9 protein-coding genes are annotated in these 19,825 nt (G+C 31.9%); 7 read left to right on the top strand and 2 right to left on the bottom strand.

Annotation, left to right across the window (positions count from 1 at the left end):
- The 7 genes from AC3IS6_RS19750 (at nt 1) to AC3IS6_RS19720 (ending at nt 16,712) form a co-directional block, all read left to right on the top strand.
- On the top strand, nt 1-6,183 hold the full coding sequence (locus tag AC3IS6_RS19750; RefSeq protein WP_489161883.1) for an amino acid adenylation domain-containing protein: 6,183 nt from the start codon (nt 1-3) through the stop codon (nt 6,181-6,183).
- Nucleotides 6,184-6,188: 5 nt separating this feature from the next.
- Nucleotides 6,189-7,169 carry a hypothetical protein gene (locus tag AC3IS6_RS19745; RefSeq protein ID WP_489161882.1) on the top strand — a complete coding sequence of 327 codons (981 nt, stop codon included), beginning with the start codon at nt 6,189-6,191 and terminating at the stop codon, nt 7,167-7,169.
- 17 nt (nt 7,170-7,186) lie between these two features.
- Nucleotides 7,187-7,882 carry a thioesterase II family protein gene (locus AC3IS6_RS19740; protein ID WP_489161880.1) on the top strand — a complete coding sequence of 232 codons (696 nt, stop codon included), beginning with the start codon at nt 7,187-7,189 and terminating at the stop codon, nt 7,880-7,882.
- Between the two features lie 19 nt (nt 7,883-7,901).
- Nucleotides 7,902-9,551, top strand: coding sequence for a cyclic peptide export ABC transporter (locus AC3IS6_RS19735; RefSeq protein ID WP_489161878.1), 1,650 nt, complete (start codon nt 7,902-7,904; stop codon nt 9,549-9,551).
- 77 nt (nt 9,552-9,628) lie between these two features.
- Nucleotides 9,629-14,092, top strand: a complete 4,464-nt coding sequence (locus AC3IS6_RS19730) for an amino acid adenylation domain-containing protein (protein ID WP_489161876.1) — start codon at nt 9,629-9,631, stop codon at nt 14,090-14,092.
- A gap of 16 nt (nt 14,093-14,108) precedes the next feature.
- Nucleotides 14,109-14,741 carry a 4'-phosphopantetheinyl transferase family protein gene (locus tag AC3IS6_RS19725; RefSeq protein WP_489161874.1) on the top strand — a complete coding sequence of 211 codons (633 nt, stop codon included), beginning with the start codon at nt 14,109-14,111 and terminating at the stop codon, nt 14,739-14,741.
- A gap of 30 nt (nt 14,742-14,771) precedes the next feature.
- Complete coding sequence (locus tag AC3IS6_RS19720; protein WP_489161873.1) at nt 14,772-16,712, top strand: alpha/beta fold hydrolase; 1,941 nt, start codon at nt 14,772-14,774, stop codon at nt 16,710-16,712.
- Nucleotides 16,713-17,012: 300 nt separating this feature from the next.
- On the opposite strand, the gene AC3IS6_RS19715 is transcribed toward AC3IS6_RS19720, so the two are convergent.
- Nucleotides 17,013-18,548: a hypothetical protein gene (locus tag AC3IS6_RS19715; protein ID WP_489161872.1), complete on the bottom strand. Its 1,536-nt coding sequence runs from the start codon at nt 18,546-18,548 to the stop codon at nt 17,013-17,015.
- A gap of 434 nt (nt 18,549-18,982) precedes the next feature.
- Entirely contained in the window at nt 18,983-19,720 is a 738-nt protein-coding gene (locus AC3IS6_RS19710; RefSeq protein ID WP_489161870.1) for a hypothetical protein, read from the bottom strand.
- Between the last annotated feature and the right edge of the window lie 105 nt (nt 19,721-19,825).

Raw genomic sequence — 19,825 nt, 5'->3', positions numbered from 1 at the left:
ATGGATATTGCAATAATTGGGGTAAGTATAAAATGTTCTCAAGTAAATAATATTGAAGACTTTCGTAGAGTTTTAAAATCGGAACAGGTATGTATCGGACAACCTTCTGATGAGAGAATTATAAATTCAAGAATTGACAAAAAAGAACTGTATTACCCTTATGGATATATAGATAGAAATGATTTTTTTGATCATTCGTTCTTTAATTTGTCTAAAGCAGAAGCCGATGCAATGGATCCGGCGCATAGAATGCTTTTAGAGTCAGTTTGTGAGGCCTTAGAAAACAGTGGTTATAATCTTGATTATTTGTCTGATCGGAAAGCAGGATTATTTACTACCGCACAATCGGGAGGATATAATATACTCTATCAATCTCCAAATTCAGAACTTGACTTTATTGGGGGATTATCAGCAATGGGTTCGGGAAGAATTGCTTATTCTTTAAATATTAGTGGTTCGGTAATGAATATTGATACCGCCTGTTCTTCATCATTAGTAGCTACACATGAAGCGGTTCAAAAATTAAAAAACAATGAATTAGATATTGCCGTTGTTGGAGGAACAAGAATACTTTATCAGTTCAACGAGCCACATGAATTGAAAAATGATGCGATAATGACTGCTGATGGACAATGTAGGGCCTTTGATGATGGCGCATCAGGAACATCAGGAGGAGAGGGTGTGGCTGTTATTATTTTGAAACGATTGGATAAGGCAATTGAAGATAAGGATAACATTTTGACGGTTATAAAAGGATCTGCCATTAATCATGATGGAAATACATCAAACGGTATCACGGCACCAAGCCCAACTGCTCAAACCTCTTTATTATTAAGTGCTTGCGAGAATGGAAATGTGCCAATTTCTTCTATCGGGTATATCGAGACACATGGAACCGGAACTAAATTAGGTGACCCTATTGAATATAGAGCGATTAAAGATGCTTTTTCTAGCAAAAAAGAGGAATATAGCGTAAGACTGGGAACGCTAAAACCAAATATTGGACACCTTGATAACCTTTCTGGACTGGTAGGGCTTATTAAAGCATCCTTAACCTTAAAAGAAAAGGAATTTTTTCCGTTGGCCAATTTTAATTCATTGAACAAATTTATTGATCAGGATCCCAATATAATACTACATAAAGAAGGAAATGCCTGGCTGTCCAATACCGTACGAAGAGCAGGAGTTAGTTCATTTGGTCTAAGCGGTACGAATTCGCATGTAATACTAGAAGAGTATGTGCCGCAACAAAATGGTAATTCTGTTGATCAGGAAGCTGAGGTCTGGTTTAAAATTTCGGCGAAAAACAAAAATGTATTAGGGACATACTTAGAGAATATATCTGATTTTCTGTCAGAGACAGACAATTCGGAGTTAAATGACATCACCTTTACCTTAAATGATGGTCGTTTGGATTACAAATACGGAGTGGCGGTTCATGGCAAATCAATTGCAGCATTAAAGGAGTCTCTATTAAGGGAAAAGCAAAACATCGATAATCTTGAACCCCGAAAGCACAATAAAATTGCGTTTCTATTTCTTTCAGATGAAATAAAAGATTTGAACGGTCTCCTAAAGGATAATCATTTTGAGAAATATTATGCTGCAGAGAAAAACAAATTAGAAACAATAGGTTTTAATTCACTTAGTGCTCAAACAGCAGCAACACAGGTGTCTTTATATCATTGTCTGACAAGTAAAGGTTTTTCAATCAATAATATAATTTGTAACGGAGCCCTGGCCAAGGTTTCTAAAGAAATTATAGAAGGTAAAAGTATATCCTTACCTAATGATATCAGCTTTAGTCAAACACCTGATTTTGATCTTGAAAAACTAAAAGTACTAGCCAAAAGACTTGAAGAAGAAAATACAGTATTAGTAATTGTTGGCAATAATGAAGTAGCGATTGAGCAAATTAACCAAACATTAAATGATAGCAATGTTTTTACCGTAGATCTATTAAAAGATATTTCTAATGGTTGGGGAGCTTTATGGAGTACATTTTATAATAATGGAATTAAATTTAACTGGAAGAGTTTTTACCCTTCCAAGAAACATAATAGAAAAGGAGTCCCAACTTATCCTTTTGAAAAAAATTCTTGTTGGAATAGCATTAAGAATCCTTTAATATTTGAAAATAAGGAAGTAAAAAGAGCGGTATTAGAAAAAGTGTCTTCTCCAATAGCAATTAATGAGGAAGAAGCAGTTGTCAGTATTTTGCAGGAAGTGCTACAGAATAAAACGTTTCATCTTACCGACGATTTTTTTGAATTGGGAGGGAACTCAATAGTAGGCATTCAATTTATTAATCGAATTAATGAATTGTTCCAAATAAACATTGAATTTGACGAATTGTTTAATTGTTATGAGATCAATGATATAATTGAACTCGTTAAAAACGAAAAAAACAAGGAAGAAAAGCCATCTTTAATAGTAGAACAGAATGATATAAACGAGACACACTCTTTTGAGCTTTCAAATTCACAAAAAAGAATGTGGGTCGAATCTCAAACACGCTCCTTGTCGCTGGCCTATAATATTATAATGAATTTCACTATAGAGGGCGATATAAATATGGAGGTATTTAAAGAAGTCCTCAAAATTATTGTGAAAGATCATCATAGCTTACGTGCGGTTTTTTCAATTGATGAAAACGGGGCTATTTCTCAAAAAATAATCCCCTTCGAGAAGTTTAATTTCGAACAAACTTTAGAATTCGAACATATTAGTGAATTAAAATCAATAGAATCTAAAGTTCAGGAAATATACAACACCTTATTTAATTTAGAGAACGGACCATTGTTTCGTGCCCATATTGTTCAAATTAATGAACATAAAAATCAGGTAATATTTTCATTTCACCATATTATTTTTGATGGTTGGTCTGCAGGTATATTTATGACTGATTTTGTGGCAATTTATAAACAATTAGTAAACAATACCTACAAGTATACAGATAAGAAAGAGAGTTACTTAGACTATATAACCTGGGTCAAACAAAATCTTATTCCGGAAAAAATAGATTCATATAGATCCTATTTGAAGGCAAAACTGGAAAATATTAATACCAGATTGAATTTAGGAAATTCAAATGTGTCGACATTTAATGGACGCAAGTTAAGTTATGTTATAAATTCAGATATTAGTTCAAAACTGAATAAAATAGCCAAAAAAAATCGTGCAACTCTATTTGCCGTATTACTTGCTTCTGTAAGAGTTTATTTGTATCGTTTAACTCAGGATAATTGTGTTATAGGAACTCCTGTTTCAGGAAGGGTAAAAAAGGATTTTGAATCTATAATTGGATTATTCGTTAACACAATACCCTTTTACGCGAAAGTATCGGACGAAAAAAGTTTTGAGAGATGTATCATCGAAGAAATGGAATCCGTTACAAAAGCTCTGGAATATCAAGTTTATCCATTTGATATGCTATTAGAAGATTTGCAAATGGAGAAGGGAACTTCTTTATTTGATGTAATGGTTATTTTACAAAACCAAAACAATAGAGCCGGACTGATTAACGATGATGACGTGCCATTTAAAATAGAAATGGATAATGAGCAAGAAGACATTTTTACAAGATTTAATCTAACATTTACTTTTTTCGAAGGAGTAGATACAATAGAATTGGAATTGCAGTATAATATTGATGTTTTTGATTCTGAATTTATTGACTCATTGTTGGATAATTTTTTACACTTCATGACGCAGATTTTAGAGTCTCCGGAGCAGAATGTTTCAAAACACTCTATTGTAAATGATAAACATGAGAAAAAATTACTACTGGAGTTTAATGATACGGTTGTAATCTATCCGGAAGAGAAGACATTAATAGATTTATTCGAAGATCAGGCAAAGCAAACTCCTGAAAATATAGCAGTTGTCTTCGACGAATTGCAAATCACATATAAAGAATTAAATGAAAAGTCTAATCAGCTCGCTTGTTATCTAAGAGAAAATTATACTATTCAGCCAGATGATTTAGTTGGGGTTAAGCTCGAAAGAAGCGAAAAAATTATAATTACTATTTTAGGAATATTGAAATCGGGTGCAGCTTACGTTCCAATTGATATTAATTATCCGGATCAGCGCATAGCTTATATCGAGAAAGACAGTAATAGTAAAATTGTTATTGATGAGAAAGAGTTCTTTAAATTTAATAAATCTTGTGAGAAATATTCAAAAGATAATGTAGCGAAAATCAATACTCCTAATGATTTGGCATATATAATCTATACATCCGGAACTACTGGTGAACCAAAAGGGGTAATGATCGAACACACCAATGCAGTTGAACTAATCAATTGGGCAAAATCGGAATTTGACTCGTCTAAATTTGATATCATGTATGCGGTTACTTCTCATTGTTTCGATTTGTCTGTTTATGAGATGTTTTATGCCTTTTCTATAGGCAAAAAAGTGCGAGTGTTGAACAATGCACTTTTCATAAAAAACCATATAGAAGGCGACACTAAAATACTATTGAATACGGTTCCGTCTGTCGTGAGAAAGTTGCTTGAAGAAGCTGTTTGTCTGGAAAATGTATCTTATATCAATATGGCCGGAGAGATTTTACCAGTTGATATTGTTAAGAAGCTTCAATCTTTTCCAATAGAAGTGAGAAACTTATACGGTCCATCGGAAGACACCACCTATAGTACAAATTATGTTGTTCTTAATAAAGAATACAGCTCCATCCCAATCGGTAAGCCTATATCCAATAGTCAGCTCTATATACTAGATGACGATTTACGACCGGTACCTCTTGGAGTGTCGGGTAAATTGTATGTGTCAGGAGTCGGAGTTGCCAGAGGTTACCTAAACAAACCGGAACTTACAAAAGAGAAATTTATAGCCAATCCATTCAATAAAGAAAGTCGCATGTATGATACAGGAGATTTAGGAAAATGGCTCTCAGACGGGAATGTTGAGTTTCAGGGGAGGAAAGATCATCAAGTTAAGATAAGAGGGTTTAGAATAGAATTAGGAGAAATAGAGAATACAATATTAGGGTATTCTGACAGTCTAAAAGAAGTAGTTGTGGAGGCTAAAGAGAATAAAGGTGAGAAAGTACTGGTTGCTTACCTGGTTTCCTCGGCGGAGATAGATAAATCAGAAGTGAGGAAATTTCTGCAAGAAAAACTACCGGATTACATGGTTCCGGGTTTTTATGTAGAATTGGAAAACTTACCCTTAACCCCTAACGGAAAAATCGATAGAAAAGCTTTGCCAAATGTTGGGGAAGAAGATATAATTCGAAAAGAATATGTCGCTCCTGAAAACAAAACAGAAGAAAAATTGGTTAGCATCTGGCAAGATGTCTTGAATGTTAGTCATATAAGTGTTACAGATAATTTTTTCGAACTTGGAGGGCAAAGTATATTGGCAGTAAAAGCAGTTGCAATTGTCAATAGAGAGTTTAATACGGACTATCCTTTAAATATCTTATTCCATGTGGAAACAATTAAAGAATTGTCATCCTATATTATAAATGGATATGATTTCAAAAAAGACTTTTATGAATACGGGATGTTATCTGCACCAAAAACAGTATTTGCTTTTCCTCCAATTTTAGGATATGGAACTGCCTATAAGAACTTGTTTCATGATATCGTGGATGTTAAAGTAATCGCATTTAACTTCCTTGACGGTATTGAGAATATTGTTGGTTACTATGCGAATCAAATTAACAAATTGCAGCATGATGGTGACATCGTTTTATTTGGATGGTCTGCTGGTGGAAATTTATCATACGAAGTAGCGAATTATTTGCATGAAAAACTAGATCGTAAAGTGTCATCTATAATTATGTTAGATTCTTATGCGGCACATGAAGATGATCCTGAAATCGAAAGCGTTTCGGATGTGGATGAATACATCAAATATGATTTAGGCCTGCAAAAATTGTATCAAAACGACAACATCTTGCAAAAGGCAAAGGAAAAATTATTTCATTATTTAAAGTATATGTATGCTATCGAATACAAGCATAAGATTTTTTCAGAAATATATCTTATAAAAAGTGATGAACCAATGGCGAAGTATAATTGGGAAAATTTTGTGGGTAAAATACACTTGGTGCAGGGTAAAGGCGACCATTATTCGATGTTGCAAGAGGAGTCTTTCCTTGACAACAGAAATCTAATCCACGAAATCATTTCGAAAATAATTAAAATATAAACAGGATGAATAAAAGCAATAACTATTTAGAATATCATAAAGAGTTGTCACTAATTGAAGAGTATGTGATATTAAAAAAATATACTGAGGCGCTAAATCTTTTTAGTAATCTGATTTCTCAATACCAGTTTATTTTTCCAAGAGATGCTTATTTGGCAGCCCAAATTGCCGCTTACCTAAATGAAAAGGAACGGGCCAAAGTATTTTTAATAAAAGCTATCGAAAGTGGGTGCGATTTCAAAATGTTGAAGAAAAACCTTCACATTAAAAAAATAATAAACGATATAGGAATAAAGGAATTTAAGGAAATCTATATTAAAAGTAATCGGGAGTACAAAAAAAATATTTCAACAGAAGTAAAAGAAACACTGCAAAAACTGCATAAAAAAGACCGTGAATATTTAGTAAGTTATTATAAACTGTATAATTATTTTTCAAAAGAAAAAATATTACTCGAATGGAATGAATATTCAGTAATAGCAGGAGCTGAGGTTAAAGAGCTAATACAAAATGTTGGTTTTCCGTCCTATAAAATAGTGGGTACTGATAATCTTGAGGATTATAAAAAAGGAGACTTTAAGGATTATATTTCTTCTCACATGGCGATTATACTCTTGGCTCACGATTATGAAAGTATTAAAGATATAATGCCTATCCTGTTAGAAGAAGTTAATAAAGGACATATATCGGCCAGAGCATTAGCTTTTCTTAGAGATGTTATAACGTATAAAAGGCTAACGAAAAAGAAACTGAAAAATGATGATTTTGATACCTATAAATATGGCACATTTTTGTTTCAGGATCAAAATATTGAGAATATCTCAGATTACAATTATGAAAGAAAAGAAATAGGATTGTGCAGTTTAGAAACTGAAAAGGAAAAACACCTTATAAATAATCTCTATAATAAAAGCGTGTTTTGGAATCGTAGGAATAAAAATTTTAGTAAGCCATTATTCCACTTTCTAACCGAAGACATTTGTTAGACATAAAAAAGAATCACATGAAATTAATCACATTGCCCTTTGCAGGTGGGAATAAATATTCTCTTTCTTTTTTAAAAAGAAAAGTCTTCGATATGCAAGTTATAAATCTTGAATATCCCGGAAGAGGAGCAAGAAATAGCGAATCTTTTTTGGAGGACATTGATGCCGTAGTGAACGATATTTTTATAAAAATAATAAACGAAATAGGAGAGGACCCTTATATTATTTATGGTCATAGTATGGGAGCTTTAGTAGGATATTTAGTTTGTCAGAAGATAGAAGAGTCTGGAATACGACAGCCTTTAAAGTTAGTAGTTAGTGGTAAGAAGGCTCCATCTATTGAAAGGGAAAAAACATTGTCTCATTTGCCGGATCAGTTATTTTGGGAAGAAGTAATAAAAATAGGCGGAATCCCAAATGAATTGCATGATCATCATGAGCTAATAAATTTTTACAGACCTATTTTAAGAGCTGATTTCAAAATTTTCGAAAGTTATAATTACGTGAAAAAGAAGAAACTTAATCTGCCTATTGATGTATTCTATGGTACCGAAGAAGAAATTTCTGAAAATGAAGTAAAGGAATGGGAAAACGAGAGCACGGAAGAAGTTGTCGTAAAATCGCTAAAAGGGAATCACTTTTTTATATACAATCATGAAGGTTTTTTTGTGAACTATTTTAATAGTTTGGCTAAAAATCTGGTTTACAATTAATCTAATTTAAAAATAATCCATGCTTAAAATTTCAATTAAAGATATCATTTATCTTATTTTATATTCTATACCAAACACCATCCTAAGTTTTGGAATCGTGTACATCATTAACAACGTGATTTCTGGTAAAGAAGGTTTCTTAACAGACTACATAGGGATAGTTTTTATATCGGTTGTAGTTTATACTTATTTATTGAACATTATTTTTCAAAAAAAGATCAATAAACGCTCTTTTGAAGTACTATATGAAAATGAAAAGAAAATATTTGATAAAATATTAAAAACTTCATTGATTACTCTCGAAAAATTGGGTGCGCAAAGGTTTTATACAGCGATCGAGGATTTAAGGATATTTTCCACTTTTCCCGAAGTAGTGACGCATTCTATTAATTCCCTATTGATGTTAATTCTTTGTATGATGTATTTATTTACGTTATCAGTTTCATCGGCTTTGGTGGTTATTGCTTTAATGGTTACAATAGCTGTGATCTATTTTTTTGTAATCAATACGATGTCCCAAAAAGTTGGAAACCTTAGAAAGTATAATGAATATTACTATAAATATGTAGATGATGTAATCAAAGGATTTAAAGGATTTAAGCTAAGTACCCAAAGAAGAGACAATTTAATGGGGAATCACTTAGCTCCGAACAGAGAGAATGCAAAAGACTTGGATTTTAAGATAAATTATGTGTTTTTATCGATCAATTTGATAAGCCAATATGGATTGTACTTAGTTATAGGAGTGATTCTGTTTTTGTTGCCTGAGGTAGGGTTACTTAAAAGAGAAGACGTGATCTCCTATGTAGTTGTTTTATTATTCATTTCGGGACCAATTAATAACTTAATCAATATGCAAAATATTTACACGAGGTTAATGGTCGCAAATACCAGGATTAAGAATTTTTTGAAGGATTTTGATACTGTTGAAGCAACCACCGAAGTTCACAATATGACACCTAAAGTATTTGACTCTTTGGTCTTTAGTGATATTAGTTTTGCTTACGAAAATGACACCGCTGAAAAAACTTTTGCTTTAGGTCCAATAAATCTTTCTATCGAAAAAGGAGAAATGATATTTATAATTGGAGGAAATGGAAGTGGTAAAAGTACTTTTATCAACATCTTGACAGGTTTGTATCAACCTTCAGAAGGAGAGGTAATCTTAAATAAGCAGCAATACATCAAAGGAAATACAGATACTCAAAACTTGATTTCGGCAGTTTTCACAGACAATCATATATTTTCACAGAATTATGACAATTATTCATTAGAGCAAAACAAAGAGTATCAGGAACTTTTGAAAATAATGGAATTGGACAAGGTGATTCTGGATGATAAGGAAGATTCTGCAAGACGACCTTTTTCAAAAGGCCAGAGCAAAAGAATGTCATTGATTTTTGCTCTTCTGGAAGACAAACCAATTCTGGTTTTAGATGAATGGGCAGCAGATCAGGATCCTCATTTTAGAAAATACTTTTATGAAAATTTACTGCCAAAGTTAAAACAAGAAGGTAAAACGATCATTGCGGTAACTCATGACGATACTTATTTTAAACATGCGGATAGAATCCTGAAATTTGATTATGGAGAAATCGTTAAGGATTTTAAAGTAACAGGTGATATTTTGCACACAGAAAGCTTATGGCACAATGAAATTGTGAGTTGAAAAGCAAAGTAGCAAAAAAATCAAATTTCGTAAGCTATTAATTCTGGAGCAAATAACGTTAACACATAATTTTTTTTATGAAACTTACTCTTCCCCAACAAGATGTTTATTTCGAACAATTATTGTTCCCTAAAGATCCCATCTATAATATTGGGGCTAAAATTGAAATCAAAGGGATATTAAATATCGAAGCTTTTAGAAAAGCATATATAAAACTTATCGATCAGCATGATACCTATAGAAGCATTCTTGTAAAAGATCAGGAGGATATCACAATCAGAGTATTAGAGGAGCATCAATCCGAATTGGGATTTGTTGATTTTTCTGATTATGACAATGCTATAGAAGAAGCTAATAGGTATATGCAAAAGGAATTTATGAAACCTTTTGATTTATTTGATGAAGACCTTTTGCACGTTTTTACTTTGGTAAAAGTGAACGAAAATTTTCATTATTTGTTTTCGGTATATCATCACATCATAACGGATGGTTGGGGGACCTCATTAATGTTTCAGAGGTTAGTTCAGAATTACAATGAAATTCATGAATTTGGTGAAGTTAGAACCATTTATCCTTTTAGTTACAAGGATTTTATTGATGATGACAATGCGTATCAGAACTCTCCTTTTTTTTTAGAAAATAAAAAGTACTGGTTACAGAGGTTTAAATCTTTACCGGAAGCTTTCTTAGAAAAAGAATTTTTATCAGACATAAAAAATAATTCCTTACAAATCAACAAAAGCAGCCGAAAAGAGCTAATTATTAAAAGGGAATTATACAATCAGCTAAATAAGTTGGCAACTACAAATAAATGTACTTCTTTCCATTTAATTTTAGCTGTTTTGTATACCTATTTCGGGAGGAAACATCAAAATAATGATTTCGCAATAGGCTTGCCAGTTTTAAACAGGAGCAAATCTAGCTATAAAAAAACAGTGGGTCTTTTTATGGGAATATCAGCTTTGAGAGTCTCTTTAGATTTTGATGCCACTTTCAAAGATTTAGTTGGCCAGATAAAAAATCAATTGAGAAAGGATTACCGTCATCAAAGATTTCCTTTAGGCAAACTCATTCAGGAACTTCAGGCTTTCAGGGAAAAAGAAAAAATATTTAATATTACGCTTTCTTATGAAAAACAAAATTATTCTAACGATTTTAAGAATACGCAAACACGTGTAATACCTTTAACTCATGAATCTGAGCGGGTAGCTCTGGCTATTTATATTAGAGAATTTGATGAATCAGAAGATGTAAAGATTGACTTTGATTACAATCTAAACTATTTTAATGAGGTAAGAATTGCACAAGTAGTTGATCATTTCGAAAATCTTCTTAAAGAAATAGTAGTCCATCCGGATAAAAAATTAAAAGAGCTTACCTATTTATCGAAAGAAGAAGCGCACCAGATTTTGGTAACATTCAATAACACAAAACAGAACGGTCAGAAAGATAAAACACTAATCGATTTATTTCAGGAACAAGTTGAAAATTCGCCTGGAAAAGAAGCTGTAAAGGATGATTCAAGATCGTATTCCTATTCTGAACTTAATAAATTATCGAACCAAATAGCAGAATATTTAAGAACTACTTATGGGAAAAATGATAAATCGCCTATTGCCGTTTTATTAGATCGATCGGCTAATCTGATAGTTGTTTTATTAGGAATACTAAAGTCCGGAAGATCTTATATTCCATTAGATCCGGCATTCCCGGAAGAAAGACTGAATTACATTATTGATAATAGTCAAAGCAAATTGCTCATAAATGAAAAAAATTACTCCCTAACGACAACTAATGATGTTCGAGTAGTGTCGCTGGAGGATATTTTAGATGGAATAGATATATTTAAAGAAAACTTAGGAAAAGTAGTGTCGCCTAAAGATACAGCCTATATAATTTATACGTCAGGTTCAACAGGGAACCCAAAAGGTGTAGAAATTAGACACAGCTCATTGACTAATTTTTTGACTAGTATCCAAGAAACTCCGGGTATTAAACGAGATGACCTATTTTTTTCAGTGACAACTTATTCTTTTGATATTTCAATATTAGAGTTTTTTGTACCATTAATATCGGGCGCTACTTTATATGTGGCAAATCAGAGTGTTTTATCTGATCCGAGGTTGATTGTTCAAAAATTAGAAGAAATGCAACCGACTATAATTCAGGCTACACCAAGCTTTTATCAAATGTTATTCAATGCTGATTGGCAGGGAAGTAAACAATTAAAAGTAATGTGTGGAGGTGATTTATTAAGTGAAGCATTGGCTGAAAAATTGATTAACCATAGTTTAGAAGTATGGAACATGTATGGACCAACAGAAACAACCATTTGGTCTAGTGTAAAAAAAATCGAACATTTTAAAGATGCGTCTATTATTGGAAAACCAATAAACAATACGCAGTTTTATATTTTGGATGATTCTTTAAATCCCAAGCCAATAGGAACGTCTGGAGCAATTTACATATCAGGTAATGGATTAGCAAAAGGATATTATAAAAATAAGGCATTAACAAAGGAAAAGTTTATTAAAAATCCATTTGATGCGACTGGCTTACTTTATGAAACAGGTGACGTTGGAAAATGGAATGATCATGGGGAAATAGAGTTTTTAGGAAGAAATGATAATCAGGTTAAGATTAGAGGATATAGGATCGAACTTGGAGATATAGAGTCACAATTAAATCAGATAGAAGGAATTCAAAATTCAGTTGTTATTGCCCGAAAAGGAGATCAACAGGAAGCTTTTTTAGTGGCTTATATTTTAGAAAGAGAAGAGAAGATTGATAGAGAGAAAATTAGTGCGGCATTAAGAACGAATCTTCCGTATTATATGATTCCAAATGTTATAATTCCTTTGGAAGAATTTCCTCTTACCCCAAACCAAAAAATAGATAGAAAGGCTTTGTCACAAAGAACCATCCAACAAAATATAAGTTATGATGATTTTAGAGCTCCAATCTCAGATTTAGAAAAAAAACTCTCTGGATATTGGAACGAAGTATTAAATAGTAAAGAACCGATAGGTGTAAATGATAATTTTTTTGCTCTTGGAGGGCATTCATTAAATGCAGTTAAATTGATTGGATTGGTGGTCAAAGAACTTTCTTTAGATATCTCTCTAAAAACTATTTTTGACTATCCTACAATTGAATCACTGGCCAGTCATTTAGAAAAACTTCTTCCAGGTCAATCAATTGAAATACCATTATCCGAATCTAAATTTTTTTACGACCTGACTCCTCCCCAGTATAATATCTGGTTAGCATCGCAGCAAAAGAATATTTCTATAGCCTATAATATGTTTGCCGCTTACAGTGTCGAAGGGATTATCGATAGAGATAAAATTTCAAATGCAGTAAATAAAATAATTAATGAGCATGAAATATTAAGAACCAATTTTATTGAAATAGATGGAGTTCCTTATCAAAAAATTAATCCTTCTGAAAATGTAAAATTCTCAGTTTCTGTTTATGAATTGGGAGAAGAGGAAGTTGGAGAAGTGATAAAACAATTGAATAATACTGCGTTTGATTTAGAAACTGACTTATTAATAAGAGTCCAGCTTATTCAGGTAAAGACAAATCAGTTTATACTGCTTTTTTGCACACATCATATTTTAATGGACGGTTTGTCATTAGAAATTTTCATCAAATCATTCATTAAGAATTACAACGGACTTACTCCTCTAAATGAGGCAAAAGAAAACAAGTTAAAATTACAGTATAAAGATTACTCAGAATGGTTTAATAACTCATGGAAAGAAAATTCTATTAAAAACGAACTGTTTTGGAATAATTATCTTCAAAACTATGAGCCTAAAGATTCATTTGAAAAGGATTTTGATAGCAAGCACAACAAACAGAGAGGAGGTAAGTACTTGTTTGAAATAGGATCTGATACTACTTCATCTTTGAAAAAATTAAGTATTGAGAAACAGGTTACTTTATATACCGTTATAGCAGCATCGTTAAATGTTTTAATTTACAAGTTTTCAAATCACAATGATATTTGCATAGGAACTGTAAATTCTGGAAGAAGTATTCCAGAGTTGAATAATCAAATCGGAATGTTTGTAAATACACTTGTTTTGAGAACACAGATAAAATCAGAGCATAGTTTTGTCGATATATTAAATCGAACTCAAATCAATTTGTTAGAGATCAATGAATTTCAAACGGTACCTTTTGAGAAGCTGTCTCAAACTATTTTCGATGTAATGTTGGTATACCAGAATCCGGAGTTTTCCTTCGAAAGTATTGATGAATTACAAGATCTGAAATTGACTTCTTACCCTGTTGACAATTTGCATAGCAGGATGCCAATTGTATTTAATTTGTTTGAAAATGAAGGTAAATTAAAGGGTGTTATAGATTATAATAATGATTTATTCGCGGAAGATACGGTGAGTATTATGGTTTTAAGATTTAATAAAATTTTAAACGAAATAGTAAAAAATCCATTGTTGAAAATAGATTTAATTGATGATAAATTGGAGTTTGAAAAGAATACATCATTGGATTTTGAGTTTAATTTTTAAAACACATTTATAAGCCTTGATTTACATTTATTATTCTTATCTCTCCAAAGAAAATCATGAAAATATGTTAAAATATGATTTACCAAAATTTCCGGTCGATTATCAGGAGAAAATTAAAAGATACAGAAGATGGCAAGACGCACAGTTGTCGCTATTAGGGAGAATATTATTGTTTAATGCAACCGAAGAAATTTACAAGCATAATCCTTACGATAAAGAGATAAAACATACAAAATACAATAAGCCTTATTTTGATAATGACTTAATCCGGTTTAATATCTCACATTCAGGAAATATTGTGGTTTGCGCATTAAACGATGAAAATGAAATAGGAATTGATATTGAGATTATAAACGATATAGAAATAGAAGATTTTAAATCTCAGATGACTGAATTTGAATGGAATAAAATTGTTTTGTCAAGGAATAAAAAGCATACTTTCTATGATTATTGGACTAAAAAAGAAGCTGTTATAAAAGCGCATGGAGATGGATTAGCAATCCCTTTAAGTTCATTTGAAATTTTAGAGAATACAACCAGAATAAATGAAGAAAATTTCTATTTAAAAGAAATAAATATAGATGAAAAGTATAAGTGTTTTGTCTCACTAAAAACGGAGATTAACGAAATCTCATTAAAAAGAGTATAATATAAATCTAATAATCTAACTAAGAATAAAATGAAAAATCTAATAAGGCAGTTTTTATTATTATGTCTGCTTCCAACTTGTTTGTTTTCTCAAACGACTGCTTTTAAAATTGAAAATACCGCCACTTTCTTTCCCAATGAGAAGAGTATTAACCAAGATAATATAGAATGGAGGTATTTAAGTGTTCCTGAAAACTGGGATAAACCGGCTGGTAAAAAGATTAAAATTGCGGTTGCAATTTTAAAAAGTACCTCAAAAAGTAAAGATTTAAACCCTGTGGTATTTATAGAAGGTGGCCCGGGTGCAGGTGCAATAGGAGGGATATGGGATTGGCTTAATCATCCGTTGCGTGAGAAAAATGATATTATTTTGGTTGATGTCAGGGGGACTGGTAATTCTTTGCCAAAATTTTGTCCGGACTTAGGGAAAAAATTTTTAGAGATACTAGCAAAAAATCAGAATAGAGCACAAGATGAACAGCAAAAAGCCATTGCAGCAATAGCATGTAAACAGGATTTAATAAATAGAAATATAGAAATAAGTGCTTATAATAGTAAGTCAATAGCTAAAGATTTAAATGCTTTAAAAAAGGCTCTAAAGTACGATCAATGGAATGTTTATGGGGTGTCTTATGGAACATACACAGCCCAGGTTTATGCAGATGATTTTCCTCAGGATGTTAAGTCATTGATTCTTGATTCTCCAATTTCAGATATTTCTCAGTACTATAACCGTAATACTGAAAATTACATGAATAGTCTTAAGAAAGTTTTCGAAGCATGTAAAAATGACCCTAATTGTAATAAACAATATCCAAATTTAGAAAATGTCTATTTTGAAACCATTGAAAAATTAGATAAAAAACCTATTACAGTTACAGTTGATAAGAAAATAATTCCTGCCGGAAAGTTCACCTATAACGCAGAAGATTTTAAAATTTCTATTCAACAATCTCTATATCATAAAAGATTAATAGAAGTATTGCCCCTATTAATTACAGAATTTAATAAAGAAAATAAAAGGACTTTGAGTTCACTGGTAGCTTCTTTTTCAGGGGCTTTAGGATTAGATTATGGCGCATATTATTGCGTAAGCTGCAATGAGGCTATTCCTAATAACTCGATTGCTGCATTTGAGGAGAATGCGATTGCTTACAAACGATTAAAAGGAGGATTGTCTTTTTATAAATCGGACTTTTTAGTATGTGATAAATGGAATTTAGGGATTAATAAAGCATCAAATGATTTGGCTAATTTATCAAATAGGTCAACATTAACAGCACCAGTCCTGGTATTTTCCGGAGCATTTGATCCGATTACTCCGGCTACAAACGGAAAGATGACTATTGATAAATACAAAAAAGGATTTTTAGTAAACGCGCCAGTTTTTGGTCATGCTCCTGGTTTTTCTAAAATTGGATTTAAGATTGTTAATGCATTTATAAATAATCCGAATAAGGATCCTGGTGTAAAAGGGTTTCAATCAAACGAAAAAGTTCACTTTGTTACTGATGTAAAAATTAATGGAGGAATTTCGAATTTTGCCAATAGTCTAAACGAATTTAATCTACTATTTTTTGCACCCTTCTTTATTGCTATAAGCATCCTATTACTTACAATTTTCAATTTTTGTTATGCATTAGTTAGATATAGAAAAAGTGTTGTTCAAAATAGATTTATGAAGAGTTTAATAGTAATTACTTCTTTACTAGGTTTGTTTGTAATTATAGGACTTGTGCTGGTTGTAAATACTGTGGCTCAGGATAATTTTTATGTACTTGCTTTTGGGGTGCCAGATCAATTTGATTACTTGTTTGTAATTCAATGGGCTTTTATAGTATTTACTATGATTTCAATACTCTATTTTGCTCTTAAAATTAAGTCTGTTTCGAATAAAAGCGTTATTGCAACAATTTTATTCTCTTTATTTCTTATCGGTGTTTATTCCCAATATTGGGGGTTTCTGTTTTAAAAGAATTATGCGATTTTTAAGATTCTATTTTCGTAGAAATCTGCAACAAAGAAATCGAGATATTATGTTAATTAAGGTTCATAAAAAAAAATAGCTACTGAGATCCGGTAGCTATTTTTTTTACGAGGTTTTTATGTCTTGAAAAGAAGGATTATAAGAATCACAAATTTCAGCTTAGTACTTTTTTGCTATTCATGCAAAAGTTTTATTTAGTCAAGATCTTTTTCATTTTTGAAGACGGTTTCTGTAGTTCCTTATCCGAATAGATTCAAAAACAGGTAAATCGACAAAAATCAGCTTTTAATTCTCAATAAACACTCCTATTTGTTGGAGATGTTTTTCGGTCTGGTATTTATTAAAGTTATCCCATTTTGGTGGGAAGCTTGTTTTTTGACCATACATGAGATCCAGACAAATGTTATTGTCTTTGTATTTATCGTGAAGTACAGCCACGATTTTAAAGAAAAACTCATCTAGCATTACGATAGTTTCAAATTCCGATTTTAATTTGTTGTAATTAAGATCTGATGGATTTAGCAATTGCAATAAGTTTAGGACTTCGTTTTTTTCAGCCTCATTGATTTCAGTCAGGTAGCCAGTTTTTAAGGTTTTAAAAACCAAATTATTCCAAAGCTCATTATCATGTCCCCATTGAACATCAGGTAGATTTAGAGAATGCTCGCAGATTAGAATTATTGAAAAAAGAACATCATTTAAGTATTCGGCCGGAAATTCGTCAAAGCTTCTGAATTCAAAACCACTTTGGTACATTTTCTCCTGATTGAAATCCAGACCCACTTCCGAAAGTAATTCGTACTCCATTTCTGTCTCAATCTGATCTCGCCACCAAATATTTTCTTCTTTTTTGAATTTTAGCAATTTTCTAAAATCTTCGACTTTGTAGGTTAAGATTTTACCTTTAGGCATTGCTTTGTTAAAAGTTCCTACACCAATGTAGCGTGACATGGCATTTCTCATAGAACCCAGAGTAAATTTTTTGTCCAGGCTGTAGGTGTTGCTTATTACTCCCATAATATCTGGACTTCCAAGAGTAGCGATAAAAAAGGGCTCAAACCATTGCAATAAATAAATAGCGTTGGCATGTGTTTTATCAAAATCACTATAATCGACGATCCTGCTGTCTTTTGTTAACGAAGGTAAGGTAATATGAAAATGGTACGTTCCGTTATTAAACAAAACGAGATTTTCCTGGTTGGTCATGAACATATTAAGACCATTGTTATAATCCGGAAAATTTAATTTACCATTAAGTATCTCTGAGTCATTGATTTTATCGAGAAATAACTTTTTGGTCGCCTTTAATTCTTTACAGGAATCTGCTATTGTTCGATTTTCAAAATATTTAGTTACAAATTCTATAGAATCACCATCAAAATGAACAGAACCCATAGTTTTGTTTCTTTGGGTAATCATACTCTGAATATTGTACGGTTGATCTTCAAGGAAAAGTTCCATAATAGATTTTCCGAGATATTCAGGATTTTCGAGTGGTTGTGGATTTTCTTCAGCAGTATGAGCCAATGATTTTACAGGAGACAATGTTTTGTGCTGATAGTTTATATCCAGTTTTTCCAGCGAATGACTGTTCATCATTCGGCTTACTTTATAGTTCTCACTTGTGTTAAAAGCTTTCTTAAGCACAGGTGCCAAACTTTCTGGTTTGTAGCATTTTCTATAATCAATGCTGTATTTCTCAAAACCAATTTTTTGTTGTATAAATTCACCAGAAACTATTAGGGATTCTTCAAATTGCATGTAGGTTTCGTTTTCTAATCCAATTCCCCAATAATATTTTTTTGTCTGATTGTCTTTCATTTATACTAATTTTCTTTTTTAAGGTTATTTTAAAATTTTAAAGCCATTATTTTTATTCAAAAACAAGAAGTTCATCTACTGAAATTCTGAGTCGTAAGATCTTTTAACGGATAATGCAGCATTGTTTGCATCCATTAAAAAAACTTTGTTGTATTTTTAAAATTGTATGAATTAATAGTAGTCTGGGAAATTGTACACTTGTATCGATTGAAAAATTGACTTAATAATTTTATAATGAGGGTATAAAATCACTTTTTTTGTTAATTATCTTTTTATCAATGATTTAAGTAGGTGTATAGCCGAATTACAACTCTTGCGATTTCTGTTTTTTTCAGACTGCGAAAGTAGTTCTTTATTATCTTATTTCCAAACAGTTAAAAGGTTGTAAATCAGTAATGTTTGATTGTGTGGAGAATTGAAGGTATTCTTTTTATTTATTCATGGTAATAAAACACGTATGAGGAGTATAATTCGTCCTTCCACCAATCTTTTCTAACTTCTGAAAAATAATTATAATTTAGCTTTCCTGCCTGTGATTGCAGGGGATATAGGACGACACCATTCTCCCGATAAGCCAGATTCGAATTTGTTTCAGGAACAACGGGAACGATATGACCAGATAGCCCTTTTTCTTTTCTTTTGGCACAAATTATTCCAATTCCACCATTGGTATTTACTTCGTTTTGAATTTCTTCGGGAGTAAACATTCTTTTCCAGCCAAATTGAGGCCCCCATTTTAGAAACCAATCATGTATGGCACTGGAGTAAATGCGCTCAACCGTTTGCTCAAAAACAGCTTCCACTTCCTTTCCCTGCGCTATTTTTTCGATTGCGTCATCAGTCCACCAAACAGTTGGAAGATAGACACCACTGAAATAGCAATAATCATAAGAGTAAACATTACAGTAGGTATCTTCTACTGTCCTTTGATATCTGATATTGGTTTCGACATCGAGTTTATCGATAAGCTGGCTAATACTTTTTTTCTTACTGGAAACATCTGTCTGATCTCTAAATGGAATGCCGGAATCAGAAAGAGGCCTTTCTTTCATCCAAACAGAATTTAAACGGGATTGGGGATCTGGTAATAAATCAGCTCTCTTTATCTTACTATCCCATGTTGGATTTTCGTCCGGGGTTAAGGGGGTAGTTTCTGCGGTATATTTCTCCATCTTGACTGCTTAATTATGAACTAGCATAACAGTAGGAATAGATTGTGTCCATAGTGTTACTCGGCTAGGTAAAAAGTAAATATAAGGATTTTAAGCTTTCCAATG

The sequence above is a fragment of the Flavobacterium sp. KH_035 genome (assembly GCF_057839565.1).
Note: the sequence above shows the minus strand (reverse complement) of the source record. Positions and strands in the feature narration are given on the sequence as shown.